This is a genomic window from Pseudomonas alkylphenolica (genome assembly GCF_016009175.1).
Taxonomy (GTDB): domain Bacteria; phylum Pseudomonadota; class Gammaproteobacteria; order Pseudomonadales; family Pseudomonadaceae; genus Aquipseudomonas; species Aquipseudomonas alkylphenolica_B.
Genome location: NZ_JADUCM010000001.1, coordinates 194,483 through 216,005 on the forward strand (window position 1 = coordinate 194,483; position 21,523 = coordinate 216,005).

The window sequence follows — 21,523 nt, forward strand, 5'->3', positions numbered from 1 at the left end:
ATAGGTGAGAGGGGAGAGCGCGGCAGCGGTCGGGATGGATGGTTGCCTGTTGTGCTCGATCGCAGGCTGCCGCCAGCTCCCATAGATATCGGGTACACCACAGACCTGTAGGCGCCAGGCTTGCCGGCGAACCAGACGCTGTGGTGTGTCAGCTATACCGCGTCTTCGTTCTTCGCGTGCAAGCCACGCTCCTACGGAATGGCGGTGTAATTCCGTAGGAGCCAGGTTTGCCGGCGAACCAGACGCTGCGGTGTGTCGGCTATACCGTGTCTTCGGTCTTCGCGGGCAAGCCATGCTCCTACGGAATGGCGGTGTGAATCTGTAGGAGCCAGGCTTGCCGGCGAACCAGGCGCTGCGGTGTGTCGGCTATACCGCGTCTTCGTTCTTCGCGGGCAAGCCACGCTCCTACGGGAAGGCGGTGTGAATCTGTAGGAGCCAGGCTTGCCGGCGAATCAGGCGCTGCGGTGTGTCGGCTATACTGCGTCTTCGTTCTTCGCGGGCAAGCCACGCTCCTACGGAATGGCGGTGTGAATCGAAGGCATGGGGATCAGGCCCCTGTGGGAGCGGCTTCAGCCCGTGCCATTCACCCCCGATGCACGCCCATTCCGTTCGTCGTCCACGCAATTGTCTGCACCTGCACGGCACGCTAAAGTTTTCCCACCCCACGGCGCGCAAAGCGCCTGACCTTGTGCAAGGAGCGCCTCATGTTTCCGCTTGATACCTGGCTTGTTTATACCCTGGCCTGCCTGCTGCTGGTGATTTCACCCGGGCCGGACAATCTGCTGGCGGTCGGCCGCGGGCTGAGCCAGGGCAGGGCAGCGGCGATTGCGTCCGGCCTGGCATCGGGTTCGGGAATTCTTTTCCATGTGGCAGCCGCTTCGTTAGGGCTGACGTTGTTGATGCAGACCTCGGCCATCGCCTTCTGGATCGTCAAGCTCATCGGCGCGGGTTACCTGCTCTGGCTGGGGATCAAAGTACTGCGCAGCCGTTCGCTGTTCAGCTTCCAGCCGGCTGCCCGGCAACCCTTGTCGAACATTTTCCTCACCGGGTTCCTGTCGGCGGCACTCAACCCCAAACCGGGCCTGTTCGTGCTGGCCTTCATCCCCCAGTTCGTCGACCCGCAGCGCGGTTCGGTCACGCTGCAGATGCTGGGGTACGGCCTGTGGTTCGCAGTACTGACCGCCGTCGGCTTTGCCCTCATGGGGATTTTCGCCACGGCGCTGTCAGGTTTTCTGCGTTCGCGCCCGCGGCTGGTCAACGGCTTGAACGTGGGCGCCGGGGTGACCTTTGTGGCATCGGGCGTGTCGATCGCGACCCTGAGCCAGAAGTGAAGCGGCTCGTCGTCAGTATCCAGATAACCAGTGCACTGGCGCTGATCAGCGCACCCAGCAGGCTGACGGCCGCCCACCCCCATTGTGCATAGACCATTGTTGCAGCGGCTGCGCCCAGTGCGCTGCCGACCGAGTAGAAGCACATGTAGGCACCCACCAGACGGCTGTGGGCATCGGGCCGTGCGGCGAAGATGATGTGCTGGTTGGTGACGTGGACGGCCTGTACCGCGAAATCGAGCAGGATGACGCCAGCCACCAGCGCGACCAGGGAGGTCTCGGTAAACAGGATGGGCAGCCACGACAGTGTCAGCAGCCCCAGCGCTATCCCCGTCACGCGTTGCCCGTGGCCCCGATCAGCCCAGCGGCCGGCACCTCTGGCGGCCATCGCACCGGCGACACCGGCCAGGCCAAACAGGCCGATGGCGGTATGGGAAAGCGACAGCGGCGGGGCACTCAGGGGGAGCACCATGGCAGTCCACAGCACAGAGAACGCAGCGAAAATCAGCAAGGCCAGCAGGCCCCGGGTGCGCAAGGTGGGTTCGGTGACGAACAGGGTGAACAATGACTTGATCAGCGCCGGGTACGAGGCAGCATTCCTGGGCGTGGTGGCGACAGGAACCTTTCGCCACAACACGGTCGCGAGGATCAGCATCAACGCTGATGACGCAAAGTAAACGGCCCGCCAGCTCGCGATGTCTGCTATCAGCCCTGCGGTAAATCGCGCCAACAGAATGCCCAGGACAATGCCACTGGTCACCGTGCCCACGGCCTGCCCGCGTTGTGACGGCGTTGCCACTGTGGCGGCGTAAGCCACCAGCACCTGAACCACCACCGCCAGCAAGCCCACCACGGTCATCGCCCCGAGCAGGGCCAGCCATTGCCGGGATGCGCCGGCTGCCGCCAGTGCACCGGCAGACAGCACCACTTGAGTCAGGATCAGGCGCTTGCGGTTGAGCAGATCACCGAGTGGCACGATGAACAGCAACCCCAGGGCGTAGCCCACCTGGGTCGCGGTCACCACAATGCCGATCATGGACGGCGCCACACCCAGACTCTGCGCCATTGAGTCGAGCAGGGGTTGCGCAAAGTAAACGTTGGCGACGGCAAGTGCGCAAGTGACCGCAAACAGGAATGTCAGCGATGCAGAAAGCCCAGGCGCTTGTTGACGGGGGCAGTGCTGGATGGCTGAGTCGGCATCGGCTGTCATGTAATCCTCCATGGCGCTAAACTGGTTGCAATTCAGAACTGGATTCATTGTTACGGTTTCCGGTTTCAAATTGCAACCACATTGCCCGGTTTGCTGCAAAGCACCGGTGTATCAGCCGTCTGGAAGGTCAACACGATGGTCGAAGAGACTTCAACGCAACGAACGGAATGCCCGGTGGCCAGAACGCTTGAGGCGATCGGCGATCGCTGGTCGCTGATGATCCTTCGCGACGCGTTTGATGGGATTCGCCGCTTCAGCGAATTTCAGAAGAGCCTGGGCGTGGCCAAGAACATTCTGGCATCGCGCCTGAAAACGCTGGTTGAGGTGGGTGTGTTCGACGTTCGGCCGGCATCCGATGGCAGCGCCTACAAGGAATATGTGCTGACGGAAAAAGGCCGGGCGGTGTTTCCGGTGGTCATCAGCTTGCGGCAGTGGGGCGAGCGCTTTTTGTTCGAGCCGGGCGAGGTGCGTTCTGTGCTGTTGGACAATGCGTCGGGCCAGCCGCTGATGCCGCTGGAAGTGCGCTCATCAAGCGGTGAAAAGCTCGAACCCGCTCAGTGCCACCGGGTGCGGTGCGTCGATGGCGAGGCCCCCGTCGCTGACTGACAAGGGGCCCGCTATTGCGTTCAACGAGTGATCTGTTATCGCGCGTAGCGATTGGCCGGGCGTTCCAGCCCCAGGTGATCGCGCAGGGTAGTGCCGCTGTATTCACGGCGGAACAAGCCACGCTGTTGCAGCAACGGCACCACACCCTCGACGAAGTCATCCAGCCCTTCGGGCAGGAACGGCGGCATGATGTTGAAGCCGTCGGCGGCCTCTTCGAGGAACCATTGCTCCAGGGTATCGGCGATGGTCTCGGGCGTGCCGATCACGGTGTGGTGGCCGCGGGCACCGGCGACCTTCAGGTACAGCTGGCGGATGCTGAGGTTCTCCCGGCGGGCCAGGTCAATGAACAACGCCTGGCGGCTTTGCATCGAGTTGCTCAGCGGCAGCTCCGGCAACGGTCCGTCCAGGTCATAGCCGGACAGGTCGAAGCCACCGGCCATGCCGGCCAGCATCCCGAGCCCGACCCGCGGTTCGATCAGGTCTTGCAGCTGTTGGAATTTATCTTCCGCTTCGCTTTGCGTACGGCCGATCACCGGCGAAATGCCCGGCATGATTTTCAGCTGCTCCGGGCGCCGCCCGTAGCCGGCGAGACGGCCTTTGACGTCGGCATAAAACGCCTGGGCATTGCCCAGCGTCTGCTGTGCGGTGAACACCACCTCGGCAGTACGCGCCGCCAGGGCTTTGCCCGGCTCCGACGAGCCCGCCTGAATCAGCACCGGGTAGCCCTGTGGCGTGCGCGGAATGTTCAGTGGCCCGCGCACCCGATAGTGTTCACCCTGGTGGTTGAGCACATGCAGTGTGTCGGGCTGAAAAAACACCCCGCTGGCTTTGTCGCGGACAAAGGCGTTGTCTTCGAAGCTGTCCCATAACCCGGTCACCACATCGATAAACTCTTCGGCACGCTGGTAGCGGTCGCCGTGGTCGAAATGCTTGTCGCGGCCAAAGTTCAGCGCTTCCAGGTCGGTCGCCGAAGTCACCAGGTTCCAGCCGCTGCGGCCGTTGCTCAAGTGGTCGAGGGAGGCGAACTTGCGTGCCAGCAAGTAGGGTTCGTTGTAGCTGGTCGACACGGTCGAGACCAGGCCGATGCGCTCGGTCACGGCCGCCAGCCCCGAGAGCAACACCAGCGGGTCGAAGACATCGCCAGCGGTGGTGTACTGGCCGAGCTCCGGCGAGCCCATCAGCGCCAGGTTGTCGGCGAAGAATATCGCGTCGAACTTGCCGCGTTCTGCAGTTTTCGCCAGGTGCTTGAAGTGCTGGAAATCCAGGCCGCCGCCGGCCCACGCGCGCGGGTGGCGCCAGGCAGCCAGGTGATGGCCGCTGCTCATCAGAAACGCGCCCAGGCTCATTGTCTTAGCTGTCATACGCACCTCAGAAGTCATAACGTAAAGTCGCACCGGCGGTGCGGGGCTGGCCAGGGGAGGCGGTGTACAGGCCGTTGGAGCCATTGCCGACCGCCAGGTAATACTGTTTGTCGAAGGCGTTCTTGACCCACAGCGAGGCGTCGAGCAAACCGTCGCCCAGGTCCAGGCGCGCGCCAACCGAGAAGTTCGCCAGGGCGTAGCCGTCGATCTTCGACAGGTCGGAGTTGTCGAGGGTGCCTTCGCTGTCGGAGCGATAGGCGTAGCTACCGGTGGCGTAGGGTTCGATGCCGTTGATGCGCGGCCATTTGTATTCACCGTTGACGTTGCCGATCCAGCGCGAAGCGCCGGCCACGCGTTCGCCGCTCAGGTCGCAGTGGGTGGCTCCGGGCGTTTCTGCAGGGCAGGGCGCATCCTTGAACGAGAGGTAGGTGACATCGTTGAACGAGCCATTGATGTTCAAGGTGAGCCCGCGCACCGGCACTGTGGTTGCCTCGAACTCGACACCACGCGAGCGCACCGTGCCGGCGTTGGTCAGCAACTGGTAACCGGTCAACGATCCTGGCGGTTGGTAGTAGGTGGTCGCCTGGTAACCGTTCACGCCGGTCCAGAACACGTTGGCGTTGAGCTGCAGACGCTGTTCGAACAACTGGCTTTTGATGCCCAGCTCGGCATCGTTGGCGCGCTCCGGGCCGACCAGCAGCGACTCGGCGCCAGCGCTGGGCGCGGAACCGACCGCGAGGTTGACGCCACCGGATTTTTCGCCGTGAGACAGCGAGGCATAGCCGAGCACATCGTCGTTGAAGTGGTAGCTCAAGCTGGCCAGAAACGATGGCGCGGCGTTGTGCATGTTGAGGTCGCCGGTGTCGTAGGCGCCGACCTGGCTCTCGCGTATTGCATTGCCGTCGACCACACCGGGAATCACCACCGGCGTACCGCCGCCCGTGGGTGCAAAACGCTGGACGTTGGCGGCTTTCTCTTCATAGGTGCCACGTATACCGGCGCTGAAATCAAGGCGCTCGGTCAGGTGCCAGGTGCCCTGGGCAAACAGGGCGTAGCTCTCGGTGTCGATCTTGCCGTTGGTCTTGCTGTTGACGTTGTTGAGCGCATTGAGGTTGGCGCCGATCAGGTTGAGGTCCGCCAGCGGGCCGAGGTTGGTGAAGATCCGGTTGCCCAGGTCTTGCTTGAACGCATAGGCGCCCACGACGTAGTCGAAGAACTCGCCCTTGGGCGAAGCCAAGCGTACTTCCTGGGAGAACTGCCGGTCGTGCACTTCGTAGCCAAAGTCCTTGATCACCGGTACTTCCAGCTGGTCACCGTCGTTGGCAGGGTTGAAATGCCAGCTGCGGTAGGCGCTGATTGAGGTCAGGGTGTAGCCGCCGGCCAGGTTCCAGTTGGCTTCGACGGAGCTGGCGTTCTGGTGCACGCTGACATTCTGACGGCCATCAATGTTGGTTTTGCCTTCTTGTGGGTGGGCGCCGACCAGCGCCGCGCGCCGCCAGAATTGCGGGCCGGCGCCATAGATCACGCTGCTGCCGCTGCTGGAGTTCTCGGTGTTGTATTCGTTGATCCAGCGCAGGCTGAAATCCTCGTTCGGCTTGAACAGCAACTGCCCGCGCAGGCCTTCACGTTCTCCGCCCAGCAGGGTGCGGTCGTCATGGAGGTTGTTCAGGTAGCCGTCGTCGCGGGTGCGGTAGAAGGACAGCCGACCAGCAACGGTATCGGTCAGCGGCCCGGAAACACTGCCTTTGCCTTGGAAGTAGCCGTCTTGCCCACCGGACACTTCGAAGCTGCGTTCCGGGGTAAAGGTCGGGCTGCGGGTGGTGATGTTCAGCACGCCGGCGGTGGTGTTCTTGCCGAACAGGGTGCCTTGGGGGCCGCGCAACAGCTCCAGCTGTTCGACATCGAGCATGTCGAAGGCGGCCATGCCGGGACGGCCCAGGTAGACGTTGTCCAGATAGATGCCGGCGCTGCCTTCCAGGCCGTCACTGGCCGGGTTGTTGCCGATGCCGCGCACGGCAAAGCTGGACACCCGGGCGTGGACATAGGCGACGTTGACACTGGGCAGCGCCTGTTGCAGGTCCTGGATCTTGTAGATGCGCTGGCTTTCCAGGTTTTCGCCACTGAGGGTGGTGATCGGCGTCGGTACGTCTTGCGACTGTTCTTCGCGGCGGCGGGCGGTGACGGTGACTTGCTCCAGCCGCGGGGTGGTGTCATCGACCTGGGCTGCGGTGATGGCAGGCGTGTCGGTTTCATCGGCGGCAAAACTCTGGGTTGTTGCGCACAGGACACCGGGCAGCGCCAGCCACAGGGAAAGGCTCAGGGGCTTGAGGCGATGGGCCGTAGTGGCCGGGTAACGTAATTGCATGGACAGGGGGCTCCTCATTGCCGCGCGACGCGGTATGAAGGCCATGCTAGAGCGTGCGAAGAAGGAAAAAGGGGCCTGCGCGGACAACCTGTGGTCCGCGGCAGACAAGCAACCTAGACCGCGATGGCGAGTGCCTGGTCAAGCGCTGCGGATGGCGACGCCGAGCGTGACAGAACGCGCTCGGGCAACGCGGGCACATCATCGCGCCGCCACTTGCCCGGGCTCTCGCCGGTCCAGCGGCGGAACGCGCGGTTGAAGCTGCTCGGCTCATTGAAGCCCAGGCGGTAGCAGATCTCGTTGATCGAGCAGTCGGTCTGGCGCAGGTAACTGAACGCCAGTTGCCGGCGGCAATCGTCGAGCAGTGCTTTAAAGCTGGTGGCATGCTTGAGCAGGTAGCGGTGCATGTTGCGCACGCTCATGCCCAGTTCCTCTGCAACGCGGCTTTGCTGAACCTCGCCCAGCGGCAGGTAGCGAATGATTGCACTGCGCACCTGCGCCGGCAGGTTCAGGCGTTGCTGGCGCTCCAGGTAGTCGTTGAGCACGCTGTCCAGCCCCTGGGCCCCCGCCGGATTGGCGGTGGTCAGCGGTGCATCGAGCCAGCGGCTGTTGTACTCGATGGCGTTTTCGCCGGCGTCGAAGCGCACCGGGCAACCAAGCAAGCGCACCCAGCGCTGCGGATCCTCCGGGGTGGCGCGCGCCAGGCGCACACCCTGCACGATCGGCAGGTCGACCCAGGTCTGGCGGGTGAAGCGTACCGCACAGGCGATCGACGCCTCGGTGGCCACTTGCTCCACCTCGGCGCCGGCGGCCACGCCGTAGATCATCTGCGTGGTGTGCGGGCCACGCACCAGGCGCAGCGCCGCCGAGGTGGTGATCACCGGTGCAAAACGCACGCCGCGCTCCAGCGCCTCGATCACCGTCGCGCTGCTTTGCGCGGCAAAAAACAGCCCGTGAAAGTCGGTCGGGTAACTGTGTTGCGCTGCCAGCAGGCCGAAGCACTCGTCACCGCTGACACGCTGCGCCGCCCGCCAGAACGCGCTCATGGCCTGGAGCGCGATGCGCTGGTTGGGATCATGCAGGTTGCAACGGCTGATACCGGCCTCGCGCAGCAGCGGGGCAGCGGCAATGCCCCGTGCTTCGAGCGTGCGGGCGATGACCTGGGCCCAGGTGGCAATGGTATCGATGGTAGGCATGGTGGTTCTCCGGCTCGCTCAGGTTTCGGTCCTCGGTGGGGCTCAGGCCAGGCCTTCGGCGCTCAGGGCCTGCGCCACCGATTCGTGCGCGCGGTAGCGGCCCAGAAACGCCTGCAGTGCCGGAAAGTCCGCCAGCAACGTACCGGCGCGGGCACTCCAGCCGACGAACACACCGAGGTAGATATCCGCCAGGGTAAAGCGGTTACCCACCAGGTACGGTGTGTTTGCAAGGTGTGCTTCGATGGGCTTCAAGGCGTTCGCCAGCTGTTGCAAGCCGCGCTGGCGGATGCCCGGAAACGCCGCTTCATCGCTGCTGAAACGCTCCGGGCGGTTGATCAGGCGAAACGCGCCGACATGCACCTCGGTGGCCAGGTAACCCAGCCAGCCCTGAATCTGCGCACGCTCCACCGAGCCTGCCGGTGCGAACAAGGACGTGCCGGGTTTGAGGTCGGCCAGGTACGGCAGGATTGCGGTGTTTTCGCTCAGCAGGGTGCGGTCATCCAGCAGCAACGCGGGCACGCGGCCGGCGGGGTTGATCTGGCGATAGGGCGAATCCTCGCGATTGAGTACCACCCGCTCGACGGTGATGGGCAATTGCAATTCACGCACGACAACGTGGGCGGCGAACGAGCAGGCACCTGGGGCAATGAACAGCGTGGTCATGGAAAGTCCTTGTTATCAGCGGCTGGCTTGTGGGGTTTGGGTGGCAGTGGCTGGCTGTTGCAGGGCGGCATCGAGAAAGCGCGGGTCAGCCCACGGCTTTACCTCAAAACCCTTGCGGATCAATTTGGCTTCAAGCGCCAGATTTACACTGTGCTGCAGGTTGTCGAGGAACGGCGCGTCGAGCTGCGGCGCAAAAATTTTCACCAGTGACTGGTCTTCAGCGTCGGTCTCGAGCAGTTGCGCCGGGAAGCTGGCGAGCCGCGAAACCAGATTGATGTAATCCTGCTTGTGCGCGTCGTTGCGCAGCCATTCAATGGCCGGCTGCTGCGCCTTGATCAGCCGGGCGACCAGTTCCGGGTGCGCATCGACAAAGGCGCCACGCCCCAGCAACACCGCCTGCATGCTGCCGGCGCCGTTCAGGTCGACGGTGGTCAGTGGCACGTCGGCCAGGCCGCGCGCCTTCAGGGCGATTACGTTGGCACCGGCCCATGTCGCGTCGATCTGCTTGGCGGCCAATGCCGCGTTGGCGGCGTTGTAGTCGAGGTTGACCACCTTGAAGTCGCTTTCTTTCAGGCCTTGGTGGGCCAGCGCCGAAGCAAACGAAAGCTGGGTGGCGGTGCCACGGAAGATTGCCACGCGCTTGCCTTTGAGGGCTTCGAATGTGGTGATGCCGGAACCCGGTTGCACCGCCAGGTAGAGTTTCACGTCACGCGCGACGGCACTGAGCAAACGGGTGTCCAGGCCACTGGCCTTGCCGATGATGGCTGGGAAATCGCCGAGGTAGGCGAAGTCTTCCTGACCGTTGGCCAGGGCTTCGTTGATCGCCGGGCCGGCGCCTTTGAAAAAGTCCCAGCGTATTTTGATGCCGTCTTTGGCAAATTCCTTTTCCAGGTCTTGGCGCTCGCGCAGCACATCGACAATCCCGGCCCCGCTGGGTGTCGGACCGGCGCTGATGTCGGGCACGGCAATACGGATTTCTTTGACCGTGTCCGCCCAGGCCAGGCTGGAGACCAGTAATGCCGCGAGGGTAAGTGCAGCCTTGGGAAGGAATGATTTTGCCCGAATCATGCGGATGCTCCTGCAAATGCCAGCGGGGGTGCTGGGCTGAGGACGCAGGTATAGCGGGCTACAGATTGATAAATAAAATAATTAAAAAATTATTTTTAGTCGTTTTTGGTATATGCGCGGAAGTACAAAGCCTGCGTGTGCAATGCCTGTAAGGCATAAAAATTATGCATGGCAGCGAGCGCCGGCAAGTCAGTCCCGGTGTGGACTGACTGCCAGTATTGAGCAGTAACCTCTAGCGCTTACGCCGCGTGACGCAGCAACTCAACCAGTTGCGCATGCAGGGCACGATCGCCACAGGCAATCACGGCGCCGCCGTTGTGGGCCGGCGAGCCATCCCAGGCGGTCATGACACCGCCGGCGCCTTCGATGATCGGGATCAATGCCTGTACGTCGTAAGGTTGCAGGCTGGCCTCGATAATCACGTCAACGAACCCCGAGGCCAGCATGCAGTAGGCATAGCAGTCGCCGCCAAAGCGCAGCAGTTGCGCCTGGGCCGATACCGCGTCGAACGCGGCGCGTTGCTCGGGTTTGTCGAACATGTCCGGGGTGGTGCACATCAACCGCGCCGAGGCAAGGCCGGCGCAAGCGCGGGTCTTGAGCGCCGCGCCATTGCGCCAGGCACCCGCCGGCGTGCCGATGTAGCGTTCGCCGGTGAAGGGCTGGTTCATCACCCCCAGTACCGGGCGCTGACCATCGTTCAGGGCAATCAGCGTGCCCCACAGCGGCAAGCCGGTGATAAAGGCGCGCGTGCCGTCGATGGGGTCGAGCACCCAGGTCAGTTCGCTGCTGCCAACGGTGGCCGCTTCTTCTTCACCGAGAATGCCGTGGGTCGGGTAGCGGGCGCGTATCAATTCACGCATGGCCCGTTCGGCGGCTTTGTCGGCCACAGTAACCGGGTCGAACAGGCGGCTGCCTTTGTCCTCGACCTCAAGGGTGGCGCGAAAATACGGGGCAATGGCCTCGGCTGCGGCGTCGGCCAGTTGTTCGGCGAAGGCCGTAAATTCTGCGAGTTGATCTGCGGTCAGCGGCATCGAATGTGTCCTCGGGTCGGTGCGATGGCAGCGATCATAGCTGATGCGCCGCCAGGCCACGATTGGTGCCGGTGCAAAGTTGTCTCCTCAAGGGGACATCGATTTGTCGTGCAGCGCTTACAGTCCTCTGCAATTCCGAACGGCTCAGGCCAATAAACATAAAAACCGGAGATGCACTGCGATGCACACACCGCTCGCCGAGCCTCGTCGCTCAATTTATTTCGATTACCAGGTTTACCCTGCCCATACCGCCAGCGTGAACGCCACACAGGTCGAGCGTCGCCCCGTGGTGATCGTCGGCGCCGGGCCGATCGGCCTGACCACGGCGCTGGACCTGGCCCGCTACGGCATTCCGTCGATCGTGCTGGAGGCTGAACGCCAGGTCAGCGAAGGCAGTCGCGCCATTGTCTTTACCCGCCGCTCCCTGGAGATCCTCCAGCAGGTCGGCGTCGCCGAGCAGGTGACGGCGGCGGGGCTGGGCTGGCGTTTCGGCAACTCCTTCTACCGCAACCAGCGGGTGTTCCGCATGGAGGCGCCCCACGACGCGGACGACCGTTTCCCGCCGATGACCAACCTGCAACAGCCTTGCCTAGAGCAGTTTCTGGTCGACGCCTGTGCGGCCAACCCGTTGATCGAATTGCGCTGGGGCAACAAGGTTACCGCGCTGGTTCAAGCCGGCGATTACGCAACGCTGGATATCGATACGCCGGCCGGTGACTACAGGCTGGAAGCCAACTGGGTGATTGCCGCCGACGGTGCGCGCTCGGCCATTCGCAGCTTGCTGGGCCTGCAACTGGAAGGCGCCGCCTATGAAGGGCGCTTTGTGATTGCCGACATCAAGATCGAGCTCGACCTGCCCACCGAACGCCTGGCCTATTTCGACCCGCACTGGAACCCGGGCAACACCGTGCTCATGCACCGCGAACCGGGCAATATCTGGCGCATCGACTATCAGTTGCCGCGCGACGAGACACCGGAGCAAGCCCTGTCTGCCGACTCCCTGCGCGAGCGCATCAATGCCCAGCTGGCCATCGTCGGGGTGCAGGACCCGCAATGGGAACTGGACTGGTGCTCGGTGTACTCGGCGCGGGCGCTTACCTTGCCGGACTACATCCATGATCGGGTGATTTTCACCGGTGATGCCGCCCATTTGTTGCCGATTTTCGGCGTTCGAGGGGCCAACACCGGCTTCCAGGACTGCCATGACCTGGGCTGGAAACTGGCCCTGACCCTCAAGGGCGTGGCCGGTCCGGGCCTGCTCGCTTCCTACAGCGCGGAGCGGGTAGGGGCCGCGCGCGAGATCATTGCCGAAGCCGGCAAGAGCACGCGCTTCATGACCCCGCCAACCCCGGGCCATTGTCTGGTGCGCGACGCGGTGCTGTCGTTGTCACTGACACAGGAATTCGTGCGCCCTCTGTATCACTGGCGCACCTCCCGGCCCCATGACTACGTTGACTCGGCGCTCAACTGCAAGGGCGACGACAACGAGCTGTACACCTGCGGCCCGCACCAGGGCGCACCGCTGTTGAACATTCGCCTCGGTGAAGACCAGTTCCTTTTCGACCGCTTGGGGGCATCGTTCTACCTGCTGTATTTCACCGATGCCCATGAGGTACCGGATGACATTCAGGCGCAGGTGCACGCGTTGCGCGAGCAGGGTGTGCCGCTGCAGGTACTGGCGGTGACCGGCAATCGGCAAGGCGCAATCAGCGGTGCGGACGGGGTGATCGACGATCACAACGGTCACCTGCGCGGCAAATACGGCGCGAAGGCGGGCAGTGCCTATCTGGTGCGGCCGGACCAGCACGTGTGCGCACGCTGGCAGCAACTCAGCGGCCAGGCACTGCGCGCCGCCATCGTAACGGCCCTGGGCAATGAGTGAGGACAACCGCATGGACCACAAACAACTGACCATCACCGACCTTGAAGCGGTCTATGACCAGCTCGCCGACGCCCTGGACCAGGCCGCTGAAGGCAAGCGCGAACTGTTTCTGGTGAAGCTGGCGCTGCTCAGTGCCCAGGCCCTTGGCGATGCCGAGCAGTTCATGGCGTTGACCCGCACCGCGTTGCTCGACCTGTAATCAACCGCCAGTCAAGGCCAAGGGGGTCGCTACGCGGCCCATCGCAGGCTACGCCTGCTCCCACAGGTGTGAGAGCGGGCGCCTACCTATAACAATAATCAGGAAGTCCCCAATGACTCGCAGCCCCCTTGTCAGTGCTGCCACCTCGGCCGTGGACGGTGTGCAAGACCGCTACCAGCAGGTGTGCAAGAAGGTCTCGAAAAGGCTGATCGGTTTTTTGTTTGTCTGCTTTGTGCTGTCGTTTCTGGACCGCATCAACATCGGCTTCGCCGGCCTGACGATGATGGGCGACCTGGGCTTGAGCGGCACCCAGTTCGGCCTGGCCAGCACCTTTTTCTACGTCGCCTACATCGCCTGTGGCATTCCCAGCAACATGGCCCTGGCGCGTATCGGCGCCCGGCGCTGGATCGGCAGCCTGATGATCGCCTGGGGCCTGGCCTCTACGTGCACGCTGTTTGCCACCGATGCCACGTCGCTCTACCTGTTGCGCATCCTGGTCGGGGTGACCGAGGCAGGCTTTCTGCCCGGCGTGCTGCTGTACCTGACCTTCTGGTTTCCGACGGCCTACCGGGCCCGGGCCAATGCGCTGTTCATGATCGCCATGCCGTTCACGGCGGGCTTCAGTGCCGCGCTGTCGGGCCTGATTCTGGGGCTGGACGGCCTCTGGGGGTTGAAGGGCTGGCAATGGCTGTTCCTGCTCGAAGGGTTGCCCTCGGTGCTGATGGGGTGCGTGGTGTTCGGTTACCTGGATGACCGCCCGCAACAGGCGAACTGGCTTGATAGCGAAGAAAAAGCGTTGCTGCAAACGGCGCTGGATAACGATCGGCAGGCGTCAGCGCCAAGTGCTACGCAGCCTGCGCGCAGTGTCTGGGCCGAACTGGCTTCACCGCACATCCTGCTGTTCTGCCTGGTGTATTTTTGCCTGGTCAACACCCTGGCGATGATCGCAGTGTGGACGCCGTTGATCGTCAAAAGCTTCAACACCGGGAGCAGCAACGCGTCGATCGGTCTTCTGGCCGCTATTCCGCAAGTCTGCACCATCATTCTCATGGTCGTCTGGGGCCTGCATTCAGACCGCACCCGTGAGCGGCGCTGGCACCTGGTGCTGCCGATGCTGCTGGCGGCGGCAGGCTGGGTATTTACCGCGCTATCGAACGTTCCGGTGGTGCAACTGCTGGGTGTGTGCATGGCTGCCAGCGGCTCCTACAGCGCCATGTCGATCTTCTGGACCACGCCCGATCAGGCCTTGAGCTTTCGCGCGCGCGCCGTGGGCATTGCGGTGATCAACGCGGTGGGCAACATTGGCTCGGCCGTCAACCCGCTGGTGATCGGCTGGCTGAAAGACCTGACCTCAAGCTTCGGCTCGGGTTTTGTCTATGCGGCCGTGCTGATGATCCTCGGCGCGCTGCTGGCCTTGCGACTGCCCATCGCCGCGCCCGAGACTTCGCGCTGAACGATGATAAAGTGCCGGGCAGGTGCTGTTGGCAATCCCACACCACCTGCGCCCGACACCCGGAGAGAACCCGTCATGCAGTACTGGCCCTTGCGTCCCGGCAGCAGTGAACACAGCCTCAACCTCGGCCACACCGCCAACCTGCTGGCCAGGATCGGGGTGAACCGCAGCCGGTTTCTGGCCGCCGACCTGCTGCAGGTCATCGGCCCGGGTGTACCCTTGGCGCAGTGCACCATCTTTGCCTATCCAAAGCGGCGTAACCCTGAGGTGTTCTCCTTTGCGGACCGGGCGCGGGAAGTGTCGCTGCCGGTGATTTCCAGCACGTATGTGCAGCGCTTCTTTGGCCTGGACGGCAACCAGCAGGTCATGAACCAGAGCAGCGCCGTGCACAACACCATCGTCCAGCGCCAGTCCATTGAAGACATCGCGCCCGGCGAGTACCGACGCATCTGCTACGAGCAGCCACAGATTTCCGAACGGGTGGCCTTGCTTACCCATTGTGAAAGCAACCGCTGGCTGTCGGTGAACTTCTACCGGGGCCGCGAGCACGGACGCTTCTCGGAACGGGAAGTGAACTACCTGGAAACCCTCGCACCGCTGCTGATCCAGGCCGTGCGCCTGCACTACCACGCCTACCTGCAGGCCAACGAGATGCCGCTGTTGCTCGCCGAGCGGGTGATCAGGCAGCAGCACGTGGAACTGACCTTGCGCGAACAGGAGCTGTTGCGCCTGATGCTCAGCGGTCTGGAGGTGGACGACATCGCCGAACACCTGGGCGTTCGCCCGGTCAGCGCTGCCACCTACGTCAAACGCCTGTACCGCAAGCTCGGTATCAACGGTTTGCGTGAGTTGTTCGGGCTGGCCACGCGGGCCGAGTGGGCCTGACCACGGAAAGTACAATTTTCCGTCCGGAACGTGCATTTTTCATCGCGGCCTGGCTACGCATACTGACCCGGTAAACAGGACGGATCGCCGTTACTCCCTGCGCCGCAAGCGACAACGGTGCGCGGGGCCGCACGGGATTTGCAGACGCCACAATAACAAGAGTCACGCCATGAAAAAGCCAAACCCTCTGCTCGAAGACCTCAAGCCCCTGCTGCCGGCCATTGCGGCCAAAGCGTTCCAGGCCGAGCAGGATCGAACCGTGCCTGCCGAGAACATCGCGCTGCTGAAAAGCATCGGCATGCACCGCGCCTTCCAGCCAAAAGCTTTCGGCGGGATGGAGATTTCCCTGCCGCAGTTCGCCGACTGCATTGCCTTGCTGGCAGGCGCCTGCGCCAGCACCGCCTGGGCCATGAGTCTGCTTTGCACCCACAGCCATCAACTGGCGATGTTCGCTGCCAGCGCCCAGCAGGAAATCTGGGGCGACAACCCGGATGCCACCGCCAGTAGCAGCATCGCCCCCTTCGGTCGCACCGAAGAGGTGGAGGGCGGGGTGATGTTCAGTGGCGAGATGGGCTGGAGCAGCGGTTGCGATCATGCGGAGTGGGCCATCGTCGGTTTTCGCCGCCCCAACGCTGAAGGTACCCAGGACTACTGCTTTGCCGTACTGCCCCGTCGCGACTATGAAATACGCGATGACTGGTACGCCGTCGGCATGCGTGGCAGCGGCAGCAAAACCCTGATCATCGACCAGGCCTTCGTGCCCGAACACCGCATCCAGAAAGCCAAGGACATGATGGAAGGCAAGTCGGCCGGGTTTGGCCTGTACCCCGATAGCAAGATTTTCTATTCGCCTTACCGGCCGTATTTCGCCAGTGGCTTCGCCACCGTCAGCCTCGGTGTGGCGGAGCGCATGCTCGAGGTGTTCCGCGAAAAAACCAGGAACCGTGTACGCGCCTACACTGGCGCTGCGGTCGGCGCGGCGACGCCGGCGCTGATGCGCCTGGCCGAGTCCACGCATCAGGTAGCGGCGGCGCGCGCCTTTCTGGAGAAAACCTGGCAGGAACACGCCGAGCATGGCGAGCGCCACCAATACCCGAGCCGGGAAACCCTGGCGTTCTGGCGAACCAACCAGGGCTACGCCACCAAAATGTGCATCCAGGCCGTGGACCGCCTCATGGAGGCCGCCGGCGGTGGCGCCTGGTTCGAAACCAACGAGCTGCAACGGCTGTTCCGCGACGCGCACCTCACCGGCGCCCATGCCTATACCGACTATGACGTCTGCGCGCAGATCCTCGGCCGTGAGCTGATGGGCCTGGAGCCTGATCCGACGATGGTCTGATCTGCTGATACGCTCAATCCTGTGCCTACAACAATAACTGTGGCCTTCAACGAAGGCCCAGGAGTCTTGCATGTCTACTGCTTTGGATACCCGCGCGTTTCGCCGCGCCCTGGGCAACTTTGCCACTGGCGTCACGGTGGTGACTGCTGCGAGCGCGGATGGCCGCAAGGTCGGCGTTACGGCCAACAGTTTCAACTCGGTGTCGCTGGAGCCGCCGCTGATTCTCTGGAGTATCGACAAGCGTTCGAGCAGCCACGAGGTGTTTGAAGCCGCCAGCCACTTTGCGGTGAATGTGCTGGCGGCCGACCAGATTGACCTGTCGAACAACTTTGCCAAGCCTAAGGATGACCGCTTTGCCGACATCGAATTCGAAACGGGCGAGGGTGGTGCGCCGCTGCTGGCCGACTGCGCGGCGCGTTTTCACTGTGAAAAGTACCAGCAGGTCGACGGTGGCGATCACTGGATCATGATCGGTAAAGTCGTGGCATTTGATGATTGCGGGCGCTCGCCGTTGCTCTATCACCAGGGTGCCTATTCCATGGTCTTGCCGCACACGCGCATGACCCGCCGTGAAGAAGGCCAGCCGCCCAGCAGCCATTTCCAGGGACGCCTGAGCCATAACCTGTATTACCTGATGACCCAGGCGCTGCGCACTTATCAGGCCAGTTACCAGCCGCGGCAGCTGTCCACCGGCTTGCGTACCAGCGAAGCACGCATGCTGATGGTGCTGGAGAACGATGCGGGCCTGAACATGACCGACCTGCAGCGCGAAGTGGCGATGCCGGCGCGGGAGATTGTCGAGGCGGTTGCCAACCTCAAGCGCAAGGGCCTGGTCACCGACGAAGGGGAGCGGGTGCGGCTCACGGTCAAGGGCATTGATGAAACCGAAGGCCTGTGGGCGATTGCCCATGAGCAGCAGCAGAAAGTGTTCGCCCAGTTTGACGCGGCGCAGATCGAGGCGTTCAAAGCGGTGCTAAAGGGTGTGATTCAAGGGACCTGAATGGGCCAGAGATTAACGTCAACTGCATCAGTGTTGCAGAAAACAGGCAAGCCACCGGCAACTGCCGGCGGCTTGCCTTGATGCCATCAGGCATCGGCGGGTAAATCAGGGTGTGACGATGTTGAACCAGAGGTCGAAGCTGTCCATGTAGCTCATCAACTCATCAAGCTTGCCCTCGTCGCCGTTGATCTTCACCTTGCCCGCACTGACCGCGTCTTTCAGCGTGGTCTGCTTGAGCATGATGTTGTTCAAGGTGTCACGGGTCAGCGTGATGGTTGCGTCGGCATCCTTCGCTTGCGCGCCCTCGGTGTGGTTGAGTACACCGTTGACCATCTCCAGCGTGTACTTCTGCTTCAGGTCAGTGAAGTCCAGGTTCAGGGTGATGTGCTTGTCGCCCACCTCAGGCCCTTTCAGGCGCATGGCCAGGAAGTCGAAGAACAGGTCCAGGTCCATCGCCTTGACGGTGTCGGGGCTGGCGGTGTCCGGTGTTGGCAGCTTCTGCACGCCATTGCGCAACTCTTGCGCACCGGTCAGGTAGAAGTTGCGCCACGGTCCGCTCTCGGCCTGGTACCCCAGTTGCTCCAGGGTGTCGGCTTGCAGGTTCTTCGCCGCCTGGTTGTTCGGGTCGGCGAACACCACATGGTTGACCACCTCGGCCACCCAGCGGTAGTCACCCTTGTCGTAATACTCCTTGGCCTTTTTCAGTACGGCATCGGCGCCGCCCATCATGTCGACATAGCGTTTGGCCTGTTCATCCGGTGGCAGCTCCCACAGGGTGGCCGGGTTGCCGATGAACCAGCCCAGGTGCAGCACGTAGGTGGCCTTGACGTTGTGGTTCAGCGAGCCGTAGTAGCCGCGGTTGGAGAAACGGTCGGCAATCGACTTGGGCAGTTTCACCTGCTCGGCGATTTCGGTCATGGTGTACCCCTTGTTGGCCAGACGCAGGGTTTCATCGTTGATGTAGCGGTACATGTCGCGCTGTGACGACAGCTGATCCTTGACTTCCTTGTTGCCCCAGACCGGCCAGTGGTGCATGGCGTACATCACCTGGACGTCGTCGCCCCACATCTTCAGCGCTTCGTTGAGGTACTTGGACCACGGCAGCGGCTCGCGAATTTTCGCGCCGCGCAGCGAGTAGGTGTTGTGCATGGTGTGGGTGGAGTCCTCGGCCGTGTTCAGGGCCTTTTTCTCCTTGATGTAGTAGAGCATTTCGGCCGGCGCTTCACTGCCCGGCGCGTAGAGGAACTCGTAGGTGAGGCCGTCGATGACATGCTTCTCGCCGGTCTTTTCGATGATGTCGGTTGGCGGGATGAGGGTCACGGTACCGGCCGAGGTGGTGGTGCCCAGACCTGCGCCCAGCTGACCGGTTTCGTTCGGCGGCAGCAGGTTGCCATACATGTAGCTGGCGCGACGGCTCATGGCCGTACCGGCCATGACGTTCTCGGCCACCGCATGCTCGAGGAAACCTTTTGGTGCGTAGACCTTGACCTTGCCGGCCTTGACGTCTTCTTCATTGATCACGCCGCGTACACCACCGTAGTGGTCAACGTGACTGTGGGTGTAGATCACCGCGACCACGGGTTTTTTCGGCCGGTGTTTGTAGTAGAGATCGAGTGCTGCCTTGGCGGTTTCGCTGGAGATCAGCGGGTCGAAGATGGTGATGCCTTCCTTGCCCTCGACGATGGTCATGTTCGACAGGTCGTAGTTGCGCACCTGGTAGATGCCATCGGTGACTTCGAACAAACCGGAGATGTTGATCAGCTGGGACTGGCGCCACAGGCTGGGGTTGGTGCTGGCCGGTGCGGTTTCGCCTTCCTTGATGAAACCGTACTTGTTCGGGTCCCAGATCATGTTGCCGTTCGGGCCTTTGATCGGCTCGGCCGGCAATGGGGCGATAAAGCCTTTGTGCGCCAGTTCGAACGAAGTCTTGTCGTTGAACGGCAGCTCTTTGAGCAGCGCATCGTTAGCCGCCTTGGTGGCCTCGGTGGCGGGTTTTGGCGATTCAGCAGCCCAGGCATGGGTGCTCATGGCAATGGCCGCGGCGAGCAGGACCGAGGTGCTGAGTTTCCAGATTCCTGGCGAAGCGTTAGTGGCAGGCGAGGTTCGAGCGATCACTTTCATTTCAAGTTCCTTCTTGCTTGATGCGCTGTACCCCGAGAGGCAACTGCCAGCGTGCTACTGGGAAATTTCAAGAAGGAGACTAGTAGTGAAGGGCAGGCTTGCAACTTTTGGCTACGAGAACTGCGATTCAGATTCCCTTTCGCGATCACTGCTGGCCTTTGCAAGACGTCCTTGTCATGCGACCAGCACTTCGTCAGGGAATCGGTCCACTGCGATTCAGATGGCGTATTGGGCGATGCCGTTACCGAATGACCAGTTCTCCTTGTGCACCTCGACCAGGCTGATGAATACATCCTCCTGGCGCACGCCTGCCTCGCGGTTCAGCCCTTCGGCAATGGCCAGGTACAGCGCCTTCTTCTGATCTGTTGTGCGCCCCTCGCTGAGGGTGATCTGGATGAACACCTGGCCATCGGTGCGCTGAATGCCCAGGTACTGCGGGTCGTACACCAGGCGCTCGCCGTCGTGCTCGGTCAGCACCTGGAAGTTGTCGTGCTCCGGGACGTTGATGGTGCTGCGCAGCGCGGCGTAAACGACCTTGCCGAGGGTTTGCAGGTGAGCGGGGTCGGGGTGTCTTTTGATGTCGATGCGTACCAGAGGCATGGGAGGCTCCTTGGACAAGTGATCAGACGAGACGCTAAACCGGGGTTGCGAAAATTAAGATAATGGACGTAATCTATTTGCGCAAGCCGCTGCAACTTTCCAAGGAGCCAAGACATGAGCGAGCCGATCTATCTGGAAGACCTGGCGCCAGGCGATACCTTCACCAGCGAGCCGTACCCGCTGGATGCCGAGCAGATCATCCGCTTTGCCCGCGAGTTCGATCCGCAGCCGTTTCACCTGGACGAGACGCTTGCCAAGGACACGTTCTTTGAAGGGCTGGCCGCAAGCGGTTGGCATACCAGCGCGATCACCATGAGGTTGTTGGTGGCCAGCCTGCCGTTTGCCCGTGGTGTGATTGGTGCCAATGCCGACGTCACCTGGCCACAACCGACGCGCCCCGGCGACCAGTTGCGTGCGCACAGCACCATTGTCAGCGTGACACCGTCGCGCTCACGGCCCGACAGGGGCATGGTGGTGGTTGAGTGTGTCACCTCGAATCAGCGCGGTGAGGCGTTGCAGCGCATGACCAGCAAGATCGTCTGCTTCAAGCGGGAGGCTTAAGGCGGTGGGACGTTCGTCGCAGGTAAAAGCGCAGGAGAACCGGGCGAAAATTGTCGAGACCGCCTGCCGGCTGTTTCGCGAGTCGGGCGTGGAGAATGTCTCGGTGGCCCAGGTCATGGCGGCCAACGCCATGACCGTGGGCGGCTTCTACAAGCACTTCGACTCCAAAGATGCCCTGGTGGCCGAGGCCTTTGCCCTGGCCTTCGATCAGTCAAGGCAGGCCTGGCAGCAGGTTTACCAGCGTGCCGATGCGGCGGACGAAAGCCGCTGTTCGGCGCTGGTGCGCCAATACCTGCGCAATCGCGCTACCAGCAACCGGTGCCCGCTGGTGGCGTTCGCAGCGCCAGTGGTAACCGGTGAGGTCAATGAGGCGTGCGCCGAGGCGTATGTGTCGGGAACGGAAAAACTGTTCGAAACCTTCGTCAGCGAGATGACCGGTGCCGATGGCAGCCCCGCCAACGCTGAGGACGAGGACAAGGCCAGGGTGCTGTTTGCCGCGATGGTGGGCGCGCGCTTGCTTGCGCAGGCGGTTGGCGATGTACCCTGGGTCAAACAGATGGAGGCTGCGGTGAACAAGGCGGCCAGTCAACCGGGCCGGCCTCTTCGCAGCGGGCGGCTGTAGGAGCGAGGCTTGCCCGCGTACAACGATGACGCTGTA

Annotated in this window: 19 protein-coding genes; 10 read left to right on the top strand and 9 right to left on the bottom strand. The window is 62.5% G+C overall.

The window, feature by feature from the left end:
• Positions 1 to 704 precede the first annotated feature (704 nt).
• The gene (locus tag I5S59_RS00965; protein WP_197874979.1) at positions 705 to 1,331 is read left to right on the top strand and encodes a LysE family translocator; all 627 of its coding nucleotides are present in this window, start codon (positions 705 to 707) and stop codon (positions 1,329 to 1,331) included.
• Here the strand turns inward: I5S59_RS00965 and I5S59_RS00970 are convergent.
• Positions 1,255 to 2,538: an MFS transporter gene (locus I5S59_RS00970; RefSeq protein ID WP_197874980.1), complete on the bottom strand. Its 1,284-nt coding sequence runs from the start codon at positions 2,536 to 2,538 to the stop codon at positions 1,255 to 1,257. The genes I5S59_RS00965 and I5S59_RS00970 overlap by 77 nt on opposite strands.
• A 135-nt stretch (positions 2,539 to 2,673) precedes the next feature.
• Between I5S59_RS00970 and I5S59_RS00975 the strand changes: the two genes are divergently transcribed.
• Entirely contained in the window at positions 2,674 to 3,144 is a 471-nt protein-coding gene (locus tag I5S59_RS00975) for a winged helix-turn-helix transcriptional regulator (protein WP_197874981.1), read from the top strand.
• A 35-nt stretch (positions 3,145 to 3,179) separates the two neighbouring features.
• Here I5S59_RS00975 and I5S59_RS00980 read toward each other — a convergent pair whose 3' ends face one another.
• From I5S59_RS00980 to hisN, 6 genes are all read right to left on the bottom strand, one after another.
• Positions 3,180 to 4,505, bottom strand: a complete 1,326-nt coding sequence (locus tag I5S59_RS00980; protein WP_197874982.1) for an LLM class flavin-dependent oxidoreductase — start codon at positions 4,503 to 4,505, stop codon at positions 3,180 to 3,182.
• Between the two features lie 7 nt (positions 4,506 to 4,512).
• Positions 4,513 to 6,870 (bottom strand): TonB-dependent receptor, encoded by a 2,358-nt coding sequence (locus I5S59_RS00985; RefSeq protein WP_197874983.1) that lies wholly within the window; start codon positions 6,868 to 6,870, stop codon positions 4,513 to 4,515.
• A 113-nt stretch (positions 6,871 to 6,983) separates the two neighbouring features.
• The gene (locus tag I5S59_RS00990) at positions 6,984 to 8,063 is read right to left on the bottom strand and encodes an AraC family transcriptional regulator (RefSeq protein ID WP_197874984.1); all 1,080 of its coding nucleotides are present in this window, start codon (positions 8,061 to 8,063) and stop codon (positions 6,984 to 6,986) included.
• 42 nt (positions 8,064 to 8,105) lie between these two features.
• A complete protein-coding gene (locus I5S59_RS00995) occupies positions 8,106 to 8,726 on the bottom strand; it encodes a glutathione S-transferase C-terminal domain-containing protein (protein ID WP_197874985.1) in 621 nt (206 codons plus the stop codon).
• A 15-nt stretch (positions 8,727 to 8,741) separates the two neighbouring features.
• Positions 8,742 to 9,794, bottom strand: coding sequence for an ABC transporter substrate-binding protein (locus I5S59_RS01000; RefSeq protein WP_197874986.1), 1,053 nt, complete (start codon positions 9,792 to 9,794; stop codon positions 8,742 to 8,744).
• Positions 9,795 to 10,033: 239 nt separating this feature from the next.
• Positions 10,034 to 10,825 (bottom strand): histidinol-phosphatase, encoded by a 792-nt coding sequence (gene hisN, locus I5S59_RS01005; protein WP_197874987.1) that lies wholly within the window; start codon positions 10,823 to 10,825, stop codon positions 10,034 to 10,036.
• Between the two features lie 181 nt (positions 10,826 to 11,006).
• Here hisN and I5S59_RS01010 point away from each other — a divergent pair, with 181 nt between their 5' ends.
• From I5S59_RS01010 to I5S59_RS01035, 6 genes are all read left to right on the top strand, one after another.
• Entirely contained in the window at positions 11,007 to 12,707 is a 1,701-nt protein-coding gene (locus I5S59_RS01010) for an FAD-dependent monooxygenase (RefSeq protein WP_197874988.1), read from the top strand.
• A 10-nt stretch (positions 12,708 to 12,717) separates the two neighbouring features.
• Positions 12,718 to 12,906, top strand: coding sequence for a DUF2783 domain-containing protein (locus I5S59_RS01015; protein ID WP_197874989.1), 189 nt, complete (start codon positions 12,718 to 12,720; stop codon positions 12,904 to 12,906).
• Between the two features lie 112 nt (positions 12,907 to 13,018).
• Positions 13,019 to 14,359, top strand: a complete 1,341-nt coding sequence (locus tag I5S59_RS01020; RefSeq protein ID WP_197874990.1) for an MFS transporter — start codon at positions 13,019 to 13,021, stop codon at positions 14,357 to 14,359.
• Between the two features lie 75 nt (positions 14,360 to 14,434).
• Positions 14,435 to 15,244, top strand: a complete 810-nt coding sequence (locus tag I5S59_RS01025) for a response regulator transcription factor (protein ID WP_197874991.1) — start codon at positions 14,435 to 14,437, stop codon at positions 15,242 to 15,244.
• Positions 15,245 to 15,413: 169 nt separating this feature from the next.
• Positions 15,414 to 16,583 carry a p-hydroxyphenylacetate 3-hydroxylase oxygenase component gene (locus I5S59_RS01030; RefSeq protein ID WP_128323596.1) on the top strand — a complete coding sequence of 390 codons (1,170 nt, stop codon included), beginning with the start codon at positions 15,414 to 15,416 and terminating at the stop codon, positions 16,581 to 16,583.
• Between the two features lie 70 nt (positions 16,584 to 16,653).
• Positions 16,654 to 17,583, top strand: coding sequence for a p-hydroxyphenylacetate 3-hydroxylase reductase component (locus I5S59_RS01035; protein WP_197874992.1), 930 nt, complete (start codon positions 16,654 to 16,656; stop codon positions 17,581 to 17,583).
• A 105-nt stretch (positions 17,584 to 17,688) separates the two neighbouring features.
• Here I5S59_RS01035 and I5S59_RS01040 read toward each other — a convergent pair whose 3' ends face one another.
• Both I5S59_RS01040 and I5S59_RS01045 read right to left on the bottom strand, forming a co-directional pair.
• A complete protein-coding gene (locus tag I5S59_RS01040) occupies positions 17,689 to 19,704 on the bottom strand; it encodes an alkyl/aryl-sulfatase (RefSeq protein ID WP_197874993.1) in 2,016 nt (671 codons plus the stop codon).
• A gap of 216 nt (positions 19,705 to 19,920) precedes the next feature.
• On the bottom strand, positions 19,921 to 20,304 hold the full coding sequence (locus I5S59_RS01045) for a tautomerase family protein (protein ID WP_197874994.1): 384 nt from the start codon (positions 20,302 to 20,304) through the stop codon (positions 19,921 to 19,923).
• A gap of 114 nt (positions 20,305 to 20,418) precedes the next feature.
• Here I5S59_RS01045 and I5S59_RS01050 point away from each other — a divergent pair, with 114 nt between their 5' ends.
• Together I5S59_RS01050 and I5S59_RS01055 are read left to right on the top strand one after the other, a co-directional pair.
• Positions 20,419 to 20,865: a MaoC family dehydratase gene (locus tag I5S59_RS01050; RefSeq protein WP_197874995.1), complete on the top strand. Its 447-nt coding sequence runs from the start codon at positions 20,419 to 20,421 to the stop codon at positions 20,863 to 20,865.
• Positions 20,866 to 20,869: 4 nt separating this feature from the next.
• Positions 20,870 to 21,487, top strand: a complete 618-nt coding sequence (locus I5S59_RS01055) for a TetR/AcrR family transcriptional regulator (RefSeq protein WP_197874996.1) — start codon at positions 20,870 to 20,872, stop codon at positions 21,485 to 21,487.
• The last annotated feature ends 36 nt before the right edge of the window (positions 21,488 to 21,523 follow it).